This is a genomic window from Oscillospiraceae bacterium CM (assembly GCA_022870705.1).
GTDB lineage: Bacteria > Bacillota > Clostridia > Oscillospirales > Oscillospiraceae > Sporobacter.
Genome location: CP072107.1, coordinates 314,264 through 333,222, shown reverse-complemented (window position 1 = coordinate 333,222; position 18,959 = coordinate 314,264). Strand labels below are relative to the sequence as shown.

General features: G+C 48.9%; 17 protein-coding genes and 1 riboswitch. Of the genes, 15 read left to right on the top strand and 2 right to left on the bottom strand.

The window, feature by feature from the left end:
* Position 1 precedes the first annotated feature (1 nt).
* From IZU99_01705 to IZU99_01675, 7 genes are all read left to right on the top strand, one after another.
* On the top strand, positions 2-1,834 hold the full coding sequence (locus IZU99_01705; GenBank protein UOO38009.1) for an SEL1-like repeat protein: 1,833 nt from the start codon (positions 2-4) through the stop codon (positions 1,832-1,834).
* A 17-nt stretch (positions 1,835-1,851) separates the two neighbouring features.
* On the top strand, positions 1,852-2,796 hold the full coding sequence (locus IZU99_01700; GenBank protein UOO38712.1) for a DUF3991 and TOPRIM domain-containing protein: 945 nt from the start codon (positions 1,852-1,854) through the stop codon (positions 2,794-2,796).
* A 47-nt stretch (positions 2,797-2,843) separates the two neighbouring features.
* On the top strand, positions 2,844-4,631 hold the full coding sequence (locus tag IZU99_01695; GenBank protein UOO38711.1) for a type IV secretory system conjugative DNA transfer family protein: 1,788 nt from the start codon (positions 2,844-2,846) through the stop codon (positions 4,629-4,631).
* Positions 4,628-4,894, top strand: coding sequence for a helix-turn-helix domain-containing protein (locus tag IZU99_01690; protein UOO38008.1), 267 nt, complete (start codon positions 4,628-4,630; stop codon positions 4,892-4,894). The genes IZU99_01695 and IZU99_01690 overlap by 4 nt, the downstream gene beginning before the upstream one ends.
* A 307-nt stretch (positions 4,895-5,201) precedes the next feature.
* Positions 5,202-7,133, top strand: coding sequence for an IS3 family transposase (locus tag IZU99_01685; protein ID UOO38007.1), 1,932 nt, complete (start codon positions 5,202-5,204; stop codon positions 7,131-7,133).
* A gap of 24 nt (positions 7,134-7,157) precedes the next feature.
* Positions 7,158-7,604 (top strand): hypothetical protein, encoded by a 447-nt coding sequence (locus IZU99_01680; protein ID UOO38006.1) that lies wholly within the window; start codon positions 7,158-7,160, stop codon positions 7,602-7,604.
* A 17-nt stretch (positions 7,605-7,621) separates the two neighbouring features.
* Positions 7,622-8,932 (top strand): IS3 family transposase, encoded by a 1,311-nt coding sequence (locus IZU99_01675; protein ID UOO38005.1) that lies wholly within the window; start codon positions 7,622-7,624, stop codon positions 8,930-8,932.
* Between the two features lie 267 nt (positions 8,933-9,199).
* Here IZU99_01675 and IZU99_01670 read toward each other — a convergent pair whose 3' ends face one another.
* Positions 9,200-9,442 (bottom strand): helix-turn-helix transcriptional regulator, encoded by a 243-nt coding sequence (locus tag IZU99_01670; GenBank protein ID UOO38004.1) that lies wholly within the window; start codon positions 9,440-9,442, stop codon positions 9,200-9,202.
* Positions 9,443-9,557: 115 nt separating this feature from the next.
* Here IZU99_01670 and IZU99_01665 point away from each other — a divergent pair, with 115 nt between their 5' ends.
* From IZU99_01665 to IZU99_01645, 5 genes are all read left to right on the top strand, one after another.
* Positions 9,558-10,025 (top strand): DUF1273 family protein, encoded by a 468-nt coding sequence (locus tag IZU99_01665; GenBank protein UOO38003.1) that lies wholly within the window; start codon positions 9,558-9,560, stop codon positions 10,023-10,025.
* Between the two features lie 12 nt (positions 10,026-10,037).
* The gene (locus IZU99_01660) at positions 10,038-10,280 is read left to right on the top strand and encodes a hypothetical protein (protein UOO38002.1); all 243 of its coding nucleotides are present in this window, start codon (positions 10,038-10,040) and stop codon (positions 10,278-10,280) included.
* A 61-nt stretch (positions 10,281-10,341) separates the two neighbouring features.
* Positions 10,342-10,424: riboswitch (cyclic di-GMP riboswitch) on the top strand.
* 55 nt (positions 10,425-10,479) lie between these two features.
* A complete protein-coding gene (locus IZU99_01655; GenBank protein UOO38001.1) occupies positions 10,480-10,665 on the top strand; it encodes a helix-turn-helix domain-containing protein in 186 nt (61 codons plus the stop codon).
* A 97-nt stretch (positions 10,666-10,762) separates the two neighbouring features.
* Positions 10,763-12,334, top strand: a complete 1,572-nt coding sequence (locus tag IZU99_01650) for an N-6 DNA methylase (protein UOO38000.1) — start codon at positions 10,763-10,765, stop codon at positions 12,332-12,334.
* On the top strand, positions 12,318-12,842 hold the full coding sequence (locus IZU99_01645) for a restriction endonuclease subunit S (protein ID UOO37999.1): 525 nt from the start codon (positions 12,318-12,320) through the stop codon (positions 12,840-12,842). The genes IZU99_01650 and IZU99_01645 overlap by 17 nt, the downstream gene beginning before the upstream one ends.
* On the opposite strand, the gene IZU99_01640 is transcribed toward IZU99_01645, so the two are convergent.
* Positions 12,831-13,394: a restriction endonuclease subunit S gene (locus IZU99_01640; GenBank protein ID UOO37998.1), complete on the bottom strand. Its 564-nt coding sequence runs from the start codon at positions 13,392-13,394 to the stop codon at positions 12,831-12,833. The two genes, IZU99_01645 and IZU99_01640, sit on opposite strands and share 12 nt — an antisense overlap.
* Before the next feature lie 176 nt (positions 13,395-13,570).
* Here IZU99_01640 and IZU99_01635 point away from each other — a divergent pair, with 176 nt between their 5' ends.
* The 3 genes from IZU99_01635 to IZU99_01625 all read left to right on the top strand — a co-directional run bounded on the left by IZU99_01635 (position 13,571) and on the right by IZU99_01625 (position 18,951).
* Positions 13,571-14,551: a tyrosine-type recombinase/integrase gene (locus IZU99_01635; protein UOO37997.1), complete on the top strand. Its 981-nt coding sequence runs from the start codon at positions 13,571-13,573 to the stop codon at positions 14,549-14,551.
* A gap of 9 nt (positions 14,552-14,560) precedes the next feature.
* Positions 14,561-15,688 (top strand): restriction endonuclease subunit S, encoded by a 1,128-nt coding sequence (locus tag IZU99_01630; protein UOO37996.1) that lies wholly within the window; start codon positions 14,561-14,563, stop codon positions 15,686-15,688.
* Between the two features lie 122 nt (positions 15,689-15,810).
* Positions 15,811-18,951, top strand: coding sequence for a type I restriction endonuclease subunit R (locus IZU99_01625; protein UOO38710.1), 3,141 nt, complete (start codon positions 15,811-15,813; stop codon positions 18,949-18,951).
* The last annotated feature ends 8 nt before the right edge of the window (positions 18,952-18,959 follow it).

The following is an 18,959-nucleotide window of genomic DNA, read 5'->3' as shown; positions in this document are numbered from 1 at the left end:
CATGCCTCGCCTTATTTTTATCTCGCCGCACTTCAAAAGCGGGGCTGGTAACGCCGCGCACCTCTCGTATCTCGTGCGCTACATCGCAACACGGGAGGGCGCAGCACCCACACCGACGACTGACAGCAACAAACCCTCGACGCAAAAGCAAGCGCAGCTCATCCGCCAAATCGTCAAAGATTTTCCGTTGACCAAAAAGCGTTTCGAGTATCAGGACTATCTCGCAAACCCGACGATAGCAAATGCCTCGGACTATATTGGGATCGCCTTGGAGCAGAACCTCGACCAGATTGGCAAGCGTGAAAACTATGTGGACTACATCGGAACACGCCCCGGCGTATCCAAGACCGGCGCTCACGGTTTGTTCGACGGCGGCGGCAGAGAGCTTGTGCTGTCGCAAATACAGAAAGAAATATCAGAGCATCCTGGCGTCGTGTGGACGCCGGTTATTTCACTCAGGCGCGAGGACGCACAGGCGATGGGATATGAATCCCCGGAGAGCTGGCGAGCGATGCTCTCCGCCTGCGCCGCTGACCTCGCAAAAGCATACAAGATAAAGCCGGAGCATCTGCGGTGGTATGCGTCCTTCCATGACCAGACCCACCATCCCCATGTCCACATGATCCTGTACTCCACTGATCCCAAAGAGGGCTTCCTCACAAAAGACGGCATCACTCAGGTCAAGTCGGCCTTGGCGCGGAGCATTTTCCCTGAACAGCTTCAGGAGCTTTATGCGGCGGACACCCGGCAGCGCGACGCACTCAAGGAAAACGCACGGCGACTGTATCAAGAACTCATCGACCGCATGGCAAGCGGCGTTCTAAAAAACGATCGCATCGAAAAGCTCACCGAACAGCTCGTGGCGAAGCTGGCGATGCACAAGGGCAAGATGCAGTACGGCTATCTGCAAGCGCCGGTCAAGGCCATCGTCGATGAGATCGTGGATGAGCTGGCGCGGGGTGCGGATGTGACGGAGGCGTTTCGCCTATGGTTCGATATCCGCACGGACATTCTCAGCACCTACCAAGACGAGGTGCAGGAGATCCCACCGCTCTCCAAGCAGAAGGAGTTCAAGCCCGTGCGGAACATGGTCGTTGTGGAGGCCGCCAAGCTGGTCGGCCATGAGTTCTCTTTTGAGGAAGATGCGAATGACGAGCCGGAAGCGGAGGCAAACGTGTGGGCTCTGATACGCACGGTCAAAGCGGACGACGCTGATGAAACAGAGCGACGGAATGCGGTGATGCTGTTGCTACGCAAGGCGGACGGTGGAAACTCCGATGCCGCATACGCCGTGGGAAAGCTGCTCATGGACGAGGGCATCATGCAAAAGGATGCTCCAAAGGCGCTCGACTATTTCCGCACCGCCGCCGACGCCGGCAACAGCTACGCCATGTACCAGCTCGGTAAGCGTAGTATAACCGGCGAGGATGCTCCTAAGAATGCCTCCGATGCGCTGTGCTGGTTCGCGTCGGCCGCTGAGCAAGGCAACGCCGCGGCGCAGTACGCGCTGGGAAAGCTGTACCTCTCCGGCGCGGATGTGCCCAAAGACATGAAGGCTGCGCTCCTATGGTTTACCCGCGCCGCCGAGCAGGGCAATCAGTACGCTCAGTTCTTCGTTGACCATTGGAACGAGGTGCGAAGCCCGTCCTCGTTCATTGCGGCGACGCGGGTCCTGCATCACATGAGCCGGATATTTCAGGATAACACCCCGCCCAGGCGCGGCGGCAGAATCCAGCTTGACAAGAAGCTCCTGCGTGAACTCAAGCAAAAGAAGATCGCCCAGGGTCACAAGGCGGACGATCATGAGCAGGAGCAGACCTACATCACCTACTAAGATTGGAGGCGAGCATCATCGCACAGTACATTCATTTTTCAGACGAGCAGAAGCACCGAGCTAATTCGGTCGACCTGCCCGAGTTTCTTCGGCACAAGGGCGAGAAGCTCATACCGTCCGGGCGGGACAAGCGCCTCGCCTCGGATCACAGCATCACCGTGCGCAGTAATCAATGGTTCGACCACGCCGCTGAGAAAGGCGGACTCGCCATCGATTTTGTGCAGCAGTTCTATGGCCTGAGTTTCCCGGACGCCGTTACTATGCTCCTCGGCGGCGAAACCGGCGTGACCTATCTGCGGGCACAGCCGGAGCCTGTGCAGGAGCGCAAGCCCTTTACGCTGCCCCCGGCGCACACGGATATGCGCCGTGTCTATGCCTATCTTCTTCAGCACCGCCACATCGACCGCGAGGTGCTTACAGCCTTCGCAAGAGAAAAGATCGTCTACGAGAGCGCAGAGCCTTCCGCAGATAAAAGCAAGATATATCACAACGCCGTGTTCGTCGGACTGGACGAACACGGCGTTTCCCGTCACGGGCATAAGCGGAGCATTTACACAGAGGGCAAGAGCTATCGCGGCAACATCGAGAGCAGCGATCCCCGGTACAGCTTTCATTGGCTGGGCTCGTCCGGACGTCTTTTTGTGTTCGAGGCTCCGATAGATATGCTCTCGTATATCTCACTGCACCCGGAGGCCTGGCAGAAACACAGCTATGTGTCTCTGTGCGGCACGGCGGAACACGCAATGCTCTGGATGCTGGAGCAGTACGCGCAGCTCGACGAAGTCGTGCTGTGCCTCGACAACGATGACGCCGGCATCAAGGCGACGGAACGCCTGACCGCCATCCTTCTGGAGCATGGATACAGCAACATCCTGATAGACCGTTCTGAGCAAAAAGACTGGAATGATGAGTTGGTCTGTGCTTGCGAATCGGAGTCAAAAATATCAATGAGAATGGAGTGAGCGCGTTGCAAGAAAAAGTCTATTATCTGATCGCCGCCGCAGCGATCATGTTCGCCGTCATCGGTGGGCTCTCGCTGTTGGCGCATTACTATACCCTCAACGGGATCAAATCTCGCACCGTGGGCGACGGTCAGCACGGCACAGCCCGGTTCGCCACCAAGAAGGAGATCCAGCGCACCTACAAGCGCATCCCATTTCGCCCCAAGGCGTGGCGCAAGAGCAAGGAGCTGCCACAGAAACAGGGCATCATCCTCGGGAGCGTCGGAAAGAAAAATGAGGTCACGGCGCTGGTGGATACGGACGACGTCCACACCCTCATGATCGGCGCATCGGGCGTCGGAAAGACCGCCTTCTTCCTTTACCCCAACTTGGAGTACGCCTGTGCCACCGGCATGAGTTTTCTCTGCACAGACACAAAGGGGGATCTGTTCCGCAACTACGGTGCTGTTGCCCGTGATCATTACGGCTACAATATCGCGGTCATCGATTTGAGAAACCCCACCCGCTCGGACGGCAACAATCTTCTTCATCTGGTCAACAAGTATATGGACGAGTATCGCGCCGACGAACACAACCTTGCAGCCAAGGCCAAGGCGGAGAAGTACGCCAAGATCATCAGCAAGACCATCATCAACTCCTCTGGCGACAGCGCCAACTACGGGCAAAACGCATTCTTCTATGACGCCGCCGAGGGACTACTGACTTCCGTCATCCTTCTCCTTGCGGAGTTCCTCGCGCCCGACGACGACCACCCGGAGGAACGGCGGCACATCATCTCTGTGTTCAAAATGGTGCAGGAGTTGTTGGAGCCTTCCAAAGTAAAGGGCAAGAGTCAGTTTCAGCTCCTCATGGCGAAGCTCCCGGCTGAGCATAAAGCGAAGTGGTTCGCCGGCGCCGCCCTCAACTCATCCGAGCAGGCCATGGCGTCGGTCATGTCCACGGTGCTGTCCCGGCTCAATGCGTTTCTTGACTCTGAGATGGAGCAGATCCTCTGCTTCGACACGGCCATCGACGCTGAGAAGTTCTGCAATACGAAAAGCGCCATCTTTATTGTGTTGCCGGAGGAAGACCTGACGAAGTATTTCATGGTCAGTCTCATGATCCAGCAGCTCTATCGGGAGATCCTTTCCGTGGCGGATGAGAACGGAGGGAAGCTCAACAACCGCGTGGTGTTCTACTGCGACGAGCTGGGCACCATTCCGCCCATAGAGTCGCTTCAGCTCATTTTTTCAGCCTCACGCTCTCGCCGTCTGCTCATGGTGCCGATAATCCAGAGCTTCGGCCAGCTCCAAAAGAACTACGGCAAGGAGGGCTCGGAGATCATCGTCGATAACTGCCAATGCACCATCTTCGGAGGCTTCGCGCCCAACAGCCAGACTGCAGATGTGCTGTCAAAAGCGCTGGGCAGCCGCACCGTTATGTCGGGTAGCATCTCGCGAGGCAAAAACGACCCCAGCCAGAGCCTTCAGATGATGGAGCGCCCGCTCATGATGCCCGACGAGCTCAAGAGCTTGCCCAAGGGACAGTTTGTCGTCATGAAAACCGGCACGCATCCCATGCAGACAAGATTGCGCCTGTTCCTTGATTGGGGCATTACCTTCGATAGCGTCTTCGAAGTGCCTGAGAAGGCTGAGCGAAAGGTCGCATATGCCGACAAGGATGAATTGGAGCAGAGGATACTGACTCGCTTTCACGCTGGAAAAGCGGTCGAGGATGTGCCGATAAACGACACCAGCGCCAAGGGCGGCATCAGCCAGCGCGACTCAGACATCAGTCTGCGCGACTCAAAACGTCGCGGCCAGAGAGGATTCCAGCATCAGGAGGGCAAGACATGAGTTACTTTGGAACCGTATACGCCGAGGACATCCCGCACAGGGCAAAGTCTGTGTATATGTATCTGCGCGACCGAACCAACGCTTCCGGAACCTGCTGGCCGGGGATCAAAAAGATAGCCTCTGACCTGCACCTCTCCCGCAGCACCGTCAAACGGGCGTTGGACGACCTATATAAAGCAGGGTTGATAGAAAAGAAGCCGCGCTACCGTGAAAACGGAAGCAGCAGCTCCAATCTGTATGTAGTCGAAAAAGCGTTGCCCTGATGATCGGGTGAAAATACACTTTTCCGCCAAGGGGGTGCTATGCGTATTAGCTGAACCCAGGTGAGGTTCATGATGAACCCCCTTGAAGGACTCACCCTAAGAATACTTAACAACAGAGAAAGAACTAAAATGGTACCCATAGAAAGGACAATGCTCTGACAAAAAGGCATGAGAAATAGACTGCTGGTTGACAGCGAAGCAGGAAAAATAGACATTATTCTGCCAACGATGCAAAAGCAATGGACACAGGGTTGACAAATGCCAAAAGAATCATGCAAAATATGAGCAGAGCCTATGGGTGAAGAACATGGCAAAAAAATGTGGTGCCAAAAAATATTCAGAAGAAGAAATGGAAGCACTGCGCAAAAATCCGAATGTGTTAGAGGTTTTGGAAAACCGTCTATCGCTGACAATTGAGTTTAGGCAGCAGGTCTATGAGGAATGGGTTTTAAAGCCTGAAAGGTCAACCGTCCGAAGAATGCTGGAAATTAACGGTTTTGACACGCAGCAGCTCGGGCAGAATTTTACCCAATCGGTAGGGTCTGTTTTTAAGCGAGGAGGACGCCCGAAGTATTCCAAGGCATCGCCCGAAACACAGGCAAATTGGTCTAAAACAATGAATATGCCCACGAAAACCTCGGAGGAACTGCTTGAAAGCGGGAAATTCATTTGGGATGTCAATCGGCTAATCCTGCACCCGGACTTTGAGGCGGAGCTATATCGAAACTATCCAAAACAGTCCATAGAGGATGGTTTGCTTGCACATGGAATAGCTCCGGCGGATGTAGGCTACCACAAAATTTATTGTCTAAAGGAAAAATTTGAGCGTTCCTCAGGTAGAGATACTGGCCGCAGCATGAAAAAAGGCCGCAATTCGGGTTACGATGCCGCAACCGTGAAGCAGTACACAAATCACCCCTATATTCAAACGGCTACTCGTGAGAAGATAACGCTGCAGGCTGCGTTTTTTGAGGCGGCAGCGCCGATTTCCTCTCTGCCGATTGACGATATTTTCCGTGTATTTGACATTGAGCCAAGCATATTTTCTGCGACGGAGCGATACCGTATCAGCCGAATTTTAAGCCAATGGGTTAAGACAGACGGTGCTGATGTCCCGGAGGTGATTCCTACACGAGAGATTCTCCGCAGCAGAATAAATGCACTGGATGGTATTGCGGAAAAAGGATTTCTTCGAATTGGCGACATCGTCCCTGCTTTGAATGTGTTTCAAAGAAAGGCTCTTTGCTTGTGGCTTCAAGAACTTATGGCAGATCCCGGGCGAAAATATACGGTGAAATATATTCTGTCATTGCTTGGCATTTCTCGCGCATCATACTATGCGATCTTGAAAAATGGGAACTATGGTCAAGCGGTCATCAAACGAAATGAAAAGGATGCGCAAGATGCCCAGCTTATTCGAAGGGTGATGGAATACAAAGGCTTCGCCAAGGGATCAAGACAGATTTATATGATGCTGCCCACTCTCACGGGGCAGCACTTGGGACTAAAAAAGATACGCCGCATCATGAAGGAATATGGGATTACATCATCCATTCGGAAATCGGATTCCTCAAATCGTATGGGTGGAGCAGCACTCCGAAAAAATGTAAAACCAAATCTTCTTGGACGTAGATTTCGCCTCCACAGACCGAACGAGGTGAGGTTGACAGACGTCACCTATCTGACTTACGGTGACGGATGCAGAGCATACGGATCTGCACTGCTTGACCCCGTTACCGGCAGGCTGATTGCTTTTCTTGTTAGCGAACACAATGATTTGCAGCTTGCCCTTGAAACACTCCGGCAATCGGATTCACATCCATGCTGCAACGGAGGCATCTATCATTCCGATCAAGGTGTGGTATATCTATCCGGCACCTTCCAGCAAGAGGTCAGCGATCAAGGGTTTGAGCAGTCCATGTCTAAGCGTGGAAACTGTCAGGACAACGCTCCGCAAGAGTCGTTTTTCGGGCATTTCAAAGATGAGTGCAATTACTCAAGGTGCAGGGATCTTGATGAACTGAAAGCATTGGTTGCCGGGTATGCAGATTACTATAACTACGAGAGGCGTATGTGGGATAGAAATCGCATGACACCGGTCGAATATGAGCAGTATCTCCTGAATATGACAGAGAATGACTTTGGTGAATATCTGTTGTGTGAGGAAGAAAAATATCAGCGGATGAAAGTGAAAGCCGCAAAACTGGCGATTGAACGAGCAAAGAGCTTAGGCGTATGAGAAAAGCGATGGGAGGCTGCTGTTATGAAACAAAATCAGATAAGAAAACAGCCTTCAGATGAGATTAGACCATTTCTGGACAATCCATTCTTGAAGGACTTTAGAGGCCGCGATATGATCTACACAAAGGATTTTTACGTGGCCATGTATAAAAAAATATCCGAGGAACACATGACCTACGTGGCGGCATATAACAGTCTCGGCTTTTCCACCGCTGTCCTTGGAGAGGATCGAGCCAATTCAGCGGGAAAACGTGCGATGCAGATGGCTCGTGAGGAACGGCTGTTTACCGTAAACCCTTCCAGCTACGATGGCTCCGTACCCAGAGAGGCCATGGGAGCTATGTCTCCATTGGAAGAATTGGCTTACTTAAAGGCAAGAAACTTCTATTTAGAGGAGCTGGTTTCTGCTCAAAAAAAACTCCAATCCGCATTGGCGGACATGACTATATCATCGAATCCGAAAACGTAAATGCAGACAGATTTCAAATGGCAGACGCTTTTATTGGTCGGCAAGCTGGGAAAAAGGACGGCTTGTCCACTACGCAGTGCCTGTGTATGTTTGGCGTGTCACGTTCCGGCTACTATTCATGGATTGAACGTCAGAAAGATACGAAGGGTTCCCGCGTGGCAAAACAGGAAAGCCGAAATGAATTAAAAGAGAAGTTTCGGCAAATCGTGAGAAAATTGGGCTTTGTCCCGGGAAAGCGGACTTTTCAGACCTATATGTGGCGGGATTTCAATATCAGCATCAGCGTGAAGCGTTGCCGGACGCTCATGAAAGAAATGAACCTTGCGGCAAACAAACCAAAAAAGGATGCCTACAAGCATCAGGCAACCCATGATCACGAGTGTGCCTCCCCGGAAAATAGGGTAAATCAAAACTTCTACATTGGCCCTCGAAAAGTCATCTTGACCGATATTACCTATCTCTACTATGGTTTTGCTCGCACACCCATCTATCTTTGCGCCTTTAGAGATGCTTACACGAAAGAAATTCTTGGGCACGATATTGACACCCGTATGACAGTAGAGCTTGTGAAAAATGCTTACAACGCCATGATGGAGAAGCATGGCAAAGAATTGCATGACGCCCAATGCGTGATCCACAGCGACCAGGGGTCTCAATATCTTTCCACAACCTTTCAGACACTGCTAACAGACGATGGGTTTGTTCAATCTGTTTCCGGCAGGGGAAATTCGCAGGACAACGCACCCATGGAATCATTCTTCGGTCGAATGAAATGCGAGATGCTCGATTTAATAGCACTCTGCCCGGATGCGGAGACTGCCAAACGCATGGTTACCGGCTACATAGGCGCTTACAATGATGAGCACTATCAATATGCCCTTGCGGGACTGACACCGTCTGAATACTATACATACATTACCACCGGGATTTACCCTATGGACAACTACTACGGCATCAAAGCGACAGAGCTTATGCCGATTGGGACCTTAGTAACGGCACGGCTCAATGCGGCAGCGGAGAAAAGCAGCAAAGCAAGAGCTGCTAATGCACGGAAACGGGAAGTAGCACAGAAAATCATAAAAAATCCCACGATGGTTGTAGCAAGGGATCAGCGTATTTTGCAGCGTGAAATATCAAAGTGGACACGCTCCAAGAAAACTGCCATGTTACAAGTTACTCATTTGAAAGAAGTGCTTGAAAAGGCAAAACGAGCACAAAGCTACCTACTGTCGGCATCGGCTAATCTTATCGCAGAACTAAGCTGTGGACAAAGCTGGATCAGATATCCGGAGCTTGCCTATATTTATGATATGCGAGAGCTTTTCTAACAAAAGTAATCTGCTGACAGGTGCCCGTCGGTAAAGGAATGTGTGAACCCGCCGACTGCTTTGCAGATTTAATTGCGGTAAATTTACTAACATCAAGAACACCCCACCTATAAACACAGCACGGTCGGCGCATATGCGGCGGCCATGCTGTGTTTGCGCTTTTTTAGCAAATAAATATGATTTTGCCTTGAAATAACTGTCAGAAAACTGTCCTTGACTTTGGAACCAGTTTAAACAAATAGAGATACAAGCTAACGAGCTGCCCAGTCATTTGTCGAGCCCAAAGAAAAAATCGTCAAAGGTGCAGCCGTAGATTTTCTTGAGTTCAATTATTACGCTGGCGCGAATATTCAATTCGCCTGCTTCATACTTCGCATAGCAGCTTCTTGCAATGTCACAACCTCGACGCTGAAGCTCAGCGCAGAGCTTCTCCTGAGACAAGCCGCTTGCATCTCTTAGCCTTCTGAGGTTGTCGCCCATGTTGCGGTCACGCCGTATTTTTTGCTCCACACTGCTACCTCCCTCAATACTATGATTGACCAGTATTGGTTGCAACTATAAATATTGTATGATATCATTTCGTTAAGTATTGTCCGCGATACTGGTCAATTTTCGAGAGGTCAAGATGAAAGAACGAACTTGTTGCTTTACTGGGCATAGAAAAATACCGCCCATGCAGTCTGTTGAGATTGCAGAGCGGCTAAAGACGGAACTTATTAAACTGATTGACCAAGGCTATCTTTATTTTGGCGCAGGAGGTGCTCTCGGATTTGATACGATTGCCGCAAAGACAGTCTTAACTTTACAACAGTCATGTCCGCAAATAAAACTCATTCTTGTGCTGCCGTGCAAAACACAAACTCGCGGTTGGGAAAAGGAGGATATCGCAATATATAAGGATATCAAACAACGATGTAATAAAGTCGTTTACACCTCAGAGGATTATACAAGAGGCTGCATGCTCAAGCGCAATCGCCATTTGGTAGACAATAGCAGCGCCTGTGTCTGCTACTTAAGCGAAAGTAAGGGTGGGACGGCATATACGGTTGACTATGCAAGAAGGTCTGGCATTAAAATAGTTAACCTGGCATAAGGGAGATGCAATATGGGTAAGAAAAAGATAGAGATAGCAGCGAAAGCCATTGAACGAATTGCAAAAGAGAATCATACAACGGTAGAGGAAGTCCGTCTTCAAATAAAGGTGTCCATGATAAATGGCCTCGTGAGCTCAGATCCCAAAGTCAAGGAATATTGGCGCAGCATCCCGTGTGAAGGTGATATTCCGACGCCAGAAGAGCTCATCGCATATACAGCCGATGTTGTTCGCAAACAAAGGCGGAAGCAATAAGAATACAGAAGTTAAGTTCCTCATTGCATCTATTCGCCAAATGGTATATACTAATTAAAAATCGTATTTTTGGCAAAACCGTCGAAAGACGGCGGCGCAAAGCTACAAGGGCCTGTACCGTTTGGATGGCAGCCAGCTATAAATGGAACGCCCTACGCTTTGTAGGGCTGTTTTTGTATAATGACGTGGGGTGAACAGTATGGATTACATTTCTATCGCCGAGGCCGCAAAAAGATGGGGAATTACCCGCCGCCGCGTTCAAGTGTTGTGCAATACGGACAGAATCCCCGGACTAACAAAGTTCGGGAAAGCGTGGGCTATCCCCAAAGATGCAGAAAAACCTGCGGATGCCAGGAAAGAACGAAAAAGGCAATTTGGCGATTAGTGTACAGAGTATAGGACAGCTTGTGCTTTATCATGTACACTGAAGATGTGGCATCTATGGGATATAAAAAACAATCTGACTGGTCGGGGGATATATTATGGCAAAAGCAATAAAGCAAAAAAAAGAAGCCTCTATGGAAGAAGCTCTATGGAAATCTGCGGACAAGCTGCGAGGGTCTGTTGAGCCAGCAGAGTATAAGCATGTTGTTCTGAGTTTGTTCTTTCTAAAGTTTGCAAGTGATAAGTTTGAAGCGCAGCGAAGAATCATCACCGAAAAATATGGTGAAAAACACGTTGACCGTATAGCCTTCTATACGCAGGACAATGTGTTCTATCTTCCGCCTGAAAGCCGTTGGTCATTCATCATGGAGAACGCAAAACAGGACGACATTGCGCTCAAGATTGATACGGCGCTCTTTACGATTGAAAAGGTCAATCCTGCTTTGAAGGGCGCTCTTCCCGACAACTACTACTCGCGCCTTCACATAGATACTACGAAGCTTGCATCTCTGCTCGATGAGGTTGATAAGATCAACACCAGCGACAAAGAGAACGATATAATCGGGCGGGTCTACGAATACTTTCTCGGAAAGTTTGCCCTTGCAGAAGGTAAAGGCAAGGGCGAATTCTATACGCCCAAGTGCATCGTCAATCTGATTGCCGAAATGATTGAGCCTTACGATGGCGTACTCTACGATCCCTGCTGCGGCTCAGGCGGCATGTTTGTCCAGTCCATCCGCTTTGTTGAGGCTCACAGCGGTAACAAGAGAAAAGTGTCCATCTATGGTCAGGAGTATACCAACACGACCTACAAGCTGGCGAAGATGAACTTGGCAATTCGAGGCATATCTGCAAACCTCGGAGAGATGGCTGCAAACACTTTTTCAAACGACCAGCATAAAGACCTCAAGGCAGACTTTATAATGGCGAATCCGCCTTTCAATCAGAAAGAATGGAGAGCCGATAATGAGCTTATTGACGATCCGCGCTGGAACGGCTACGAAGTTCCTCCGACAAGCAATGCGAACTACGGGTGGATTCTGAACATCGTGTCGAAGCTGTCTCAAAACGGTGTTGCCGGTTTCCTGCTTGCCAACGGCGCACTGTCTGACGATGGGACTGAACTGAAAGTCAGAAAGCAGCTTATCGAGAACAACCTTGTAGAAGCAATCGTTATTCTTCCTCGCAGCTTGTTCTATACCACCGACATCAGTGTAACGCTTTGGATCCTGAACAAGAACAAGAAGGCTCGTGTCGTCGAGCAGAACGGGCAGACGAAACGCTACCGCAACAGAGAAAAGGAAATCCTCTTCATGGACTTGCGGCAGATGGGCAGCCCGTTTGAAAAGAAATACATTGAGCTGACGGAAGAGGATCGTGCAAAGGTAACTGCGGTGTACCATAGCTGGCAGCAGGAAGGCTTTGAGGAAACATATAAGGATGTTCCTGAGTTCTGCCACAGTGCTTCCTTTGATGAGGTAAAAGAAAAGGGATTTACGCTTGTTCCGAGCCGTTATATCGAGTTCATCAACCGTGATGAGAACATCGACTTTGATACAAAGATGAAGTCGCTGCAAGCAGAATTAAAAGAACTTCTTGTCGCGGAGGAAGCATCAAAAGCATCGTTGCTGACAGTATTTAAGGAGCTGGGATATGAAATCGAACTATGACCTCTTGGGCAATCACATCCAGCTTGTTGATGAGCGAAACGGCGCAATGCTGTCAGACCGAGTATTGGGTATTAACATCGACAAATTCTTTATGCCGTCAGTCGCCAATGTGATTGGAACAGATTTGAGCAAGTACAAGCTGATTACACAGGGACGCTTTGCTTGTAATCCTATGCACGTTGGACGCGATGAACGCTTGCCTGTTGCACTCTATACGGAAAGCTCACCGGCTATTGTGTCACCCGCTTACTTCATATTTGAGATAACAGACAAGTCGGTGATGAACGACGAATTCCTGATGATGTGGTTTCGCCGCCCAGAGTTCGATCGCATGTGCTGGCTCAAGACCGATGGCAGCGTAAGAGGCGGCATTACATGGGACGATTTTTGCAGAATTGAGGTGCCGGTTCTTCCTTACGATGAACAAATGCGAATTGTTCAGAGCTACAAGGCTATTACGGAAAGGATTGAGCTTAAACGGAAGATAAATGATAATTTAGCGGCTTGAGAGGTTGGATAACAGCACACTTTGCATGTCATTCAAAGCCCTAATCTCATTGTTGTTCTTGGCGATCTCTTTATAGAGGCTGTCAGCTAAGCGCCCAAATGACTTAATATCATTGATGCTTGGAACGGGAATAACAAATGATTCAAGCTCTTGTTTGTTTATCGCCTCTCGCGTCGAACCGGATTGACCTATTCCCAGCAACCGCGCCTTGTAATCTGTGGAACAAAGCGTACACATTATGTAATAGCTCATTTCACAGCCCTGAATCGGACGAACTATCATGACATGCTGATTAACTCGCGCTGGCAATACATCCTCTGGAACCATACAGCATCGGGCAACCGATACCCCAGTGATGTTGAACAAAACATCATGAGCAGAGACTTCCACATTCAAAAGGACATCTGCTTGTTCATCAGAAATATGAGCAAGGTCAGAATACGAAAATGAGTAATCTAATACGTTTGTGCTACGAATCAAAGATATGCCTGATTCGGAATACCCTTGTTTTCCACCTTTAGGTGTTGCCCCGCTTCCGATTTTGCTGCACAATTCTTTGAGAGCGTGCTTCTCGAAAGAGTCTTGCTCACCGTAAAACCGTTCACGATAAACGGTGCATAGAGAGTCAACTAAATTATCATTTACCTCAGACTCTCACCAGTGGCGAGAGTTATCACAAAGGGACTGCCACTGAAAGTCGTTCTCTTGAATACAAAGGAGACACGACGATGAAGGAAGAACTGATCAATGAGATTGAAAGGCAAATGCTGCCCTATCTCAACAACGAGCAACTGCTGAGGCTTCAGGACGTTCTATCAAAGACGTTAAGCGGCTTGAACATCAGCGCGGAAGAGTGCCATACTCCATCCGAGGATAAAGCTATTGAGGCATTCATCTCGGCTAAGAGGATAGAAGGATGCTCAGAGAAGACGCTGAACTACTACCTCAACACGATTGAGGCAATGGTTTCAGATATAGGCAAGCCCCCGCAGCGGATCATGACGGAAGACCTCAGAAGGTATCTTACTGAATATCAATGCCGCCGCAAGTCGAGCAAGGTGACGATTGATAACATCCGGCGCATCCTGTCCAGCTTCTTTTCTTGGCTTGAGGATGAGGATTTCATTGTGAAAAGTCCTGTACGCAGGATACACAAGGTCAAGACCGGCAAAATGGTCAAGGACACCTACACGGATGAAGCTTTGGAGCTTATGCGGGATCACTCCACCACCGAGAGAGACTTGGCAATCATTGATCTGCTTGCATCATCCGGTATGCGCGTCGGCGAAATGGTCACTCTCAACCGTGAGGACATCAACTTCGCAGAGCGTGAATGCGTAGTCTTTGGCAAGGGAAATAAGGAACGGCTCGTGTACTTCGATGCCAGGACGAAGATCCACTTGCAAGACTACCTGAACAGCCGGACGGACAGCAACCCAGCTTTATTTGTCTCTTTGAATGCGCCTCATGAAAGGCTCATGATCGGAGGCGTAGAAACAAGGCTGCGCGAGCTGGGAAAAAGTCTCAATATGCCAAAGGTACATCCTCACAAGTTCCGGCGAACACTGGCTACGACAGCCATAGACAAAGGAATGCCCATCGAGCAAGTCCAGCAGCTCTTAGGGCATCAAAAGATCGATACGACCATGCACTATGCAATGGTCAAGCAGCAGAACGTAAAGCTGGCGCATAGAAAATTCATTGGCTGAGGTGGCAAGATGAAAGACGGGGACAAATTGCTTGGCGGCTATATTCGTCAAGTAGACGTGCGAAATACGGATGGTCGAGAAGACAATCTTCTCGGTGTTTCCGTACAAAAGAAGTTCATTCCTTCTATTGCAAATACAGTGGGTACGGACTTCACTAAGTATAAAGTCGTGAAGAGAGGTCAGTTCACCTACATTCCCGACACATCTCGGCGTGGGGATAAGATTGGCATAGCCCTTCTCTCTGAGTACGACGAGGGATTAGTCAGCAACATCTACACCGTCTTTGAAGTGATAGATGAAACTCAGCTCTTGCCGGATTACCTTATGCTTTGGTTCAGCCGCCCGGAGTTTGACAGATACGCTCGTTTCAAATCTCATGGTAGTGTCCGCGAGGTCATGGACTGGGATGAGATGTGCAAGGTTGAACTGCCCATTCCCCCTATTGACAGGCAGAAAGCGATTGTGAAAGCATATCAGACTATCACTGATCGGATCGAGTTAAAGCAAAAGATAAATGATAATTTAGCGGAGATTGGACTTGCCATGTTCAAGGCGCATTTTTACGTTACTTCCGATGAGCTGGTCAATACGCCCCTATATGAATTGGCGGGATATATTAACGGAACGTCCTTCTCAGAAGAAGAGTATTCCGAAACCGGCTTGCCAATAATCAAGATTGCTGAGCTTAAAGACGGCGTAACGTCGGCAACTCAGTATTTCACAGGGTCAAAGGACGGCAAATACATGATTAGGGACAAGGATGTTTTATTCTCATGGTCAGGAAACCCGGACACTTCTATTGACGCTTTCATTTGGAGTCATGGAGGTAGCATTTTGAATCAGCACACCTTCAAGATGGAGTGTCAATATGGTGAAGCGTTTACCTTTTTCATGCTCAAGTATTGCAAACCTGAGTTCGTGAAAGCGGCAATGGGTAAGCAAACAACCGGGTTGGGGCATGTCACAGTTAAAGACCTCAAGCGTCTCACTCTTCCTTTCAGTTCTGAGATTGCTGAGCAATTTAACTGTAAAGCGCAGCCAATATTTTATGAGATATATAATAATCTCAAGGAGATTAACAGCTTATTCGATACAAGGGATCAGCTTGTGAGACGAATAAGCATAGTTGCATGCTAAGCCGCTAAATTATCATTTATCGCCGATGTCGCAAGCGCGGCGACCAAAAGGGGCGAAAGTATAGTATCATTATCTCATGAGGCAGAGATGCTTCCAGAGAGACAGCTAAAGGAGTGAACATGATGTCGTTATTCAACGAACACGCATTGGAAATGTCTATCATGGAGCTGTTCAAGGATGAAGAATACACTTACCTGAACGGCGAACAAATCCATAGAGAGAGGACTGAGGTGCTGCTTGCTGATGACTTGAAGCAGTATCTCTATAACCGCTATGCACAGGATGGTATTACACCAAGTGAGGTGGAAAGCATCCTTCTTATGCTGCGCGGCATTTCCGGCACGATCTATGAGGCGAACAAGGCTGTCTCCAAGATGATATGCGATGGCTTTATCCTCAATCGTGAGGATCGCACCCAAAAAGACCTATATATTGAACTGATTGATTTCGACACTCCCGAAAACAACAGCTTCAAAGTGGTCAATCAGTTTGAGATCGAGGGCATCAACAATCAGTTGCGCATTCCTGACGGCATCATGTTCATCAACGGCATTCCTGTTGTCGTGCTTGAGTTTAAGAGCGCCGTCAAAGAGAACACAACAATCATGGACGCATACACGCAGCTCACTGTCCGGTATCGCCGGGATATTCCTGAGCTGTTCAAATACAATGCCTTCATCGTCATCAGCGACGGAGCAAACAATAAGTACGGCTCATTTTTCAGCCCGTATGACTTCTTCTATGCTTGGCGCAAGGTCGAGTCCGAGGATAAAGACCTTGATGGCATCAGCTCTCTTGTCACGATGGTCAAGGGCATGTTTCGCAAAGAACGCTTGCTCTCCGTAATCAAGGACTTCGTGTATTTCCCCGATAGCTCAGATAAAGACCTCAAGGTGGTCTGCCGCTATCCGCAGTTCTTTGCTGCCAACAAACTGTTTGAAAACATCAAGACGCATCTACGTCCTGATGGCGACGGTAAAGGCGGCACGTATTTCGGAGCTACCGGTTGTGGTAAGAGCTATACCATGCTTTTCCTCACCCGGCGTCTGATGAAGGATACCCACTTCCGCAGCCCGACAATACTTGTAATCACGGACAGAACTGACCTTGACGATCAGCTCTCAAAGCAGTTTGTGTCCTCAAAGAAATACATAGGTGACGAAACCGTTGTCAGCATCGACTCCCGTGAGCGCCTTCGCCAAGAACTGCAAGGCAGGACAAGCGGCGGGGTCTACTTGACGACCATACAGAAATTCACCGAAGACCTGAGCCTACTAACGGATAGAACAAACGTCATCTGTATCTCTGATGAAGCCCATCGCAGCCAGATCAATCTTGATCAAAAAGTCCGCGTCACGGCGGAAGGTGTGGAACGCACCTATGGGTTCGCCAAGTACCTGCATGATTCTCTGCCGAATGCTACTTATGTCGGCTTCACCGGCACACCTGTCGATGGAACGATTGAGGTATTCGGCGGCATAGTTGACGCATACACCATGACCGAATCCGTCCGGGATGGAATAACCGTAAACCTTGTCTACGACGGACGCGCTGCGAGGGTAACGCTCAATCAGCAGAAAGTCAAGGAGATTGAGGATTATTACGCCAAATGTGAGATTGAAGGCGCAAATGAGTATCAGATAGAGGAAAGCCAAAAAGCCGTCGCTCATATCGACATGATTATCGGAGATCCTGACCGTCTTCATGCTGTTGCCGAAGACTTCATAAAACATTATGAAACAAGAGTCGCAGAGGGTGCTACTGTCGCCGGTAAAGCAATGTTTGTCTGTTCCAACCGGAACATTGCTTTTGCGCTCTACAAGATCATCATAGAGCTGCGTCCTGCATGGGCTAAGAAGAAGATTTGCGCTGATGGAGTTGAGCTGAGCGAAAAGAACAAAAAGGAACTCAAGCCCATTGAAATGATAAAGCTGGTCATGACGCGAAACAAGGACGATGAAAAAGAACTCTTTGACATACTCGGAACAAAGGATGACCGCAAAGAGTTTGACCGGCAATTCAAGAACATCAAATCAAACTTCAAGATTGCCATAGTCGTTGATATGTGGTTGACCGGCTTCGATGTACCTTCTTTGGATACCATATACATTGACAAGCCGATTCAGCAACATTCCCTTATCCAGACCATTTCTCGCGTAAATCGTGTTTATGAGGGAAAGGACAAGGGCTTAATTGTAGACTACATCGGCATCAAGAAGAATATGAATCTTGCTCTCAAGAAGTACACCAACTTCGAGACTGATGAGTTTGAGGAAATAGAGCAATCCATCACCATTGTCAAGGATCAGCTTGAAGTTCTGGCGCAAATGTTCCATATCTTCAACAGCTCAGACTTTTTCAATGGCACACCGAAAGAACAGCTTCATTGCCTGAACAGAGCCGTCGAGTATGTCCAGCTCTCAGAAGAGTTGGAGACTCGTTTCATGGCGGCTGTGAAAAGAATGAAGCAAGCCTTCAACCTTTGCAGCTCAAGCGAGAAGATTTCAGACGAGGAAAAGAGCTACATCCATTTCTACTGCGCGGTTCGCTCTATCCTGTTTAAGCTCACACGGGGAGATGCGCCTGATATTGCACAGATGAATGCCCGTGTCAGAGAACTGCTTGAGGGTGCAATACAGTCTGACGGCATCGAAGAACTCTTTGAAACGGGGAAACACATCTCTGTCGATATTTTCAGCGATGAGTATATGGACAAGATTAATGCCATCCAGCTTCCCAACACAAAGATTAAGATATTGCAGCGTCTTCTTACGCAAGCGATTGATGAGTTCAAGAAGGTCAACAAGATTATGGGCATTGAGTTTGCTGACCGTCTCAAACACGTTATTGACGAGTATAACAATAGGCGGCGCGATGAGGCTTATGCGAATGAAGTTTTAGATGATGTCGCTGAGCAGCTTGCCAAGCTGCTTGAGGAATTGAAGGGTGAGAAAGAGTCCTTCAAGAAAATGGGCATAGATTTCGAGGAAAAGGCGTTTTACGACATTCTGAAAGCCGTCGCAAGAAAATACGAATTCGGGTATCCTGACGACAAAATGATAGAGTTGTCCAAACGCATCAAGCTGATCGTCGATGACAAATCAAAGTATACAGACTGGTCTACCCGAGAAGATATTAAAGCCAACCTTCAAGTCGACCTGATTCTTTTGCTGGATGAGTTCGGATACCCCCCGGTAACACTGGATGATGTCTACAAGGAAGTTTTGGAACAGGCAGAGAACTTCAAAAAATATGCAAATTGACTTTGTAT

Excerpts from the sequence above, each read along its gene's own strand:
- IZU99_01705 (UOO38009.1), top strand. The coding sequence starts at position 2 with ATGCCTCGCCTTATTTTTATCTCGCCGCACTTCAAAAGCGGGGCTGGT.
- IZU99_01695 (UOO38711.1), top strand. The coding sequence starts at position 2,844 with ATGTTCGCCGTCATCGGTGGGCTCTCGCTGTTGGCGCATTACTATACC.
- IZU99_01690 (UOO38008.1), top strand. The coding sequence starts at position 4,628 with ATGAGTTACTTTGGAACCGTATACGCCGAGGACATCCCGCACAGGGCA.
- IZU99_01685 (UOO38007.1), top strand. The coding sequence starts at position 5,202 with ATGGCAAAAAAATGTGGTGCCAAAAAATATTCAGAAGAAGAAATGGAA.
- IZU99_01680 (UOO38006.1), top strand. The coding sequence starts at position 7,158 with ATGAAACAAAATCAGATAAGAAAACAGCCTTCAGATGAGATTAGACCA.
- IZU99_01675 (UOO38005.1), top strand. The coding sequence starts at position 7,622 with ATGGCAGACGCTTTTATTGGTCGGCAAGCTGGGAAAAAGGACGGCTTG.
- IZU99_01665 (UOO38003.1), top strand. The coding sequence starts at position 9,558 with ATGAAAGAACGAACTTGTTGCTTTACTGGGCATAGAAAAATACCGCCC.
- IZU99_01660 (UOO38002.1), top strand. The coding sequence starts at position 10,038 with ATGGGTAAGAAAAAGATAGAGATAGCAGCGAAAGCCATTGAACGAATT.
- IZU99_01655 (UOO38001.1), top strand. The coding sequence starts at position 10,480 with ATGGATTACATTTCTATCGCCGAGGCCGCAAAAAGATGGGGAATTACC.
- IZU99_01650 (UOO38000.1), top strand. The coding sequence starts at position 10,763 with ATGGCAAAAGCAATAAAGCAAAAAAAAGAAGCCTCTATGGAAGAAGCT.
- IZU99_01645 (UOO37999.1), top strand. The coding sequence starts at position 12,318 with ATGAAATCGAACTATGACCTCTTGGGCAATCACATCCAGCTTGTTGAT.
- IZU99_01635 (UOO37997.1), top strand. The coding sequence starts at position 13,571 with ATGAAGGAAGAACTGATCAATGAGATTGAAAGGCAAATGCTGCCCTAT.
- IZU99_01630 (UOO37996.1), top strand. The coding sequence starts at position 14,561 with ATGAAAGACGGGGACAAATTGCTTGGCGGCTATATTCGTCAAGTAGAC.
- IZU99_01625 (UOO38710.1), top strand. The coding sequence starts at position 15,811 with ATGTCGTTATTCAACGAACACGCATTGGAAATGTCTATCATGGAGCTG.